Source organism: Phormidium sp. CCY1219 (assembly GCF_055795085.1).
Genome location: NZ_JAYFEQ010000545.1, coordinates 1 through 2322, shown reverse-complemented (window position 1 = coordinate 2322; position 2322 = coordinate 1). Strand labels below are relative to the sequence as shown.

General features: G+C 57.0%; 1 protein-coding gene. It reads left to right on the top strand.

Annotated elements, in window-relative coordinates:
• The first annotated feature begins 180 nt into the window (after positions 1–180).
• Positions 181–1971, top strand: a complete 1791-nt coding sequence (locus AC0QH1_RS14880; protein ID WP_324631969.1) for a hypothetical protein — start codon at positions 181–183, stop codon at positions 1969–1971.
• Positions 1972–2322: the final 351 nt, after the last annotated feature.

Here is a 2322-nt window from a genome sequence, read left to right as displayed (position 1 = left end):
TCAATATAGTTTTGACGGCGGCTAAAGCCGCAAGTTCGTTTTTCCTCCCCCGGCTAAAGCACGGGGGTTTCCAAACGGATCGGAGGTTATCATAAGTCAATTTTGAGGAAAGAAAGTCGGTTTCTCGCCTCTTACGACACCCGCACCCTAGGCCCTAAACAAATCTAAAATAAAAAAGATATGTCTTCCGAGCGATATCAAAGCAAATTATTTAATTTTCTCGATCGGCGATCGCGCCAAGTGGCGAAACATCTGGAGAAAGCGAAGCAGCAGCTCAAAGCGATCGCCGCTTCTGGCGCGCATTTGGCGATGATTCCCCTGTATGCGGCGTATCAAGCCACCCGCTTCATCGGGAAGCAACTGAAAGGAAGCGTGCAATCCAGGGACGACAGCGGGAAAAACCTGGGTGGCGCAGCCACAGAAGAACCCCCTTCCCCCAGTGTAGACAGCGCCATCGATCGCCTATTGAGCGCCGTAGAAATCCGCGAATCCACCGTAGGGGAAAACAGTGGCGATCCGGTGGCGATTGTCTCCCCGATCGCCGCAACCGAACCCAGGGACAATCCCGAGACTTCCACCCCCGCCTCGGGGAAATTTCCCGGTTGGGGAGGATGGAAACAGTGGATGAGCGCCGTGGCGGAAAAAATCGCCGCCCCGGGCAAATTGGCGCTGCAGCATGTTTCTCGCGCCAGGGGGTTGCAGAAAAAATCCGCCACCGCCCTCCAGGAAACTGAGAAGCAGGGAGGAAGCGTGGTGGTACGCGCGATCGCCACTCAGCTAGACACCCGCCGCTTAGTCTTCGTCACCCCGGGAAATCAGATTCTCGATCTCCTCACCCCCGCCCAGCAAGAACAATTGCAGGCGAGAATTCAGTGGGAATTAGCCGCCGGGGGTCACGGAGACAATCCGCAATTCAAACAACCGAAGAAAACCGCCCCCACCCTTTCGGGGGAGAGTTCCGGGAAAACATTACCCGCCCCACCGAGGGGAGGATTTGGGTTTGCGCAACTGGGGAATTCCCTCGATCGCGCCTTAAATAGCCTCGAAAATGCGTGGCAAAATTCCGGCTTAGTATTGCAACCCAGCGGGATGAACGAAGTCCCCCCGCAAGCGCCGGTAGAGGAAGCGCAACCGCACACAGAGGGGATTCATCGGCAAATTCAAGCCGCCTTGTTGGTGGTAGATGGTGCAGTGGCGCGGTTAGAAGGGATGGAGTTACCGCCCGGATCCGGCGTCGGGATTGCCCTTGCGGACCGCACTGAGTCCCTGATGCAGACGATTCAGAAATGGGCGATCGCCCTCGTCACCGACCCCGATCTCAACCCCGACGCCGGATCCCTTGACAGCGAAAATCCCCGCGCATTGCTGAAAATTCAGCTTTTGATTCAAACCGCGATCGACTATTTATTTAGCGAAGACCCCAGCAACCCCCTAGGGCCAGAAGCGAGAGCAAAGTTAGACAACCCCTCGCCAACCGCGCCCCCCCTTTCCGGGAATGGGCCGACAGCGAATCGACCTGCAATAGCACAAAAATTCCAAAATGTCAACCCCATCCGCGAAAAATCTGGCCTAGAAAAGGAGCAATTCCCCGAGAACCCGAAACCCCCGCTTACCCTGAGCCAGGTGTGGGGAACCCGGGCGATCGCCAAATTCCTCAGCGATTTTCCCTTAGCCCCCCCCGCCAGCCCCCGGAAAGCCCCCGAACCGAGTAGCCGACCAACCGCAGCGCCACATCTAGAATCCGTTTCCGCCGTACAACCCGCCACCCGCGCCACCACCCCCACCGTCACCGTACCGCCCGCCGAAGAGTCCGACTCCGCCCCCAACTGGATAGAGGCGCAAGTGCTACAGGTGGAATACATCAAGCACCCATTAGAGGTAGTGTTGCACTGGCTCGATCGCCTCATGGTTCGCGTCGAAGAACTGGTGGTCAGACTCTGGGATTGGATGCGCCACTCATTAATCGGGTAAGACCCCAACCCACCGTAGGGTGCGTGACGCCCCCAACCCCATCCCCGGTAGCATCCACCCAATCCAATCCGGGGGTCACGCACCGCACCCATCCGAGGGGGCGGGGCTTTTTGCCCGAGGAGGGGGGGAACGTATGGTAATATGAGGCGTCAGATTTCAATGGGGTGCAAGGATTGGCGAGCCAGTCAATCGCGCAAATGGAAGACAAAGCGCACAGAAGTTGGAACGGGAAGGGCAACTTTAGAGGATAATAAAGCTGTATAGTATTATTGGCAGGTGCGATTCGTTCCCGCAAAAGTGGAGGGTAAATGCCTGAAACGTAAGCGGGGCAAGGAACACAGTCCCTAAAGA

Excerpts from the sequence above, each read along its gene's own strand:
- AC0QH1_RS14880 (WP_324631969.1), top strand. The coding sequence starts at position 181 with ATGTCTTCCGAGCGATATCAAAGCAAATTATTTAATTTTCTCGATCGG.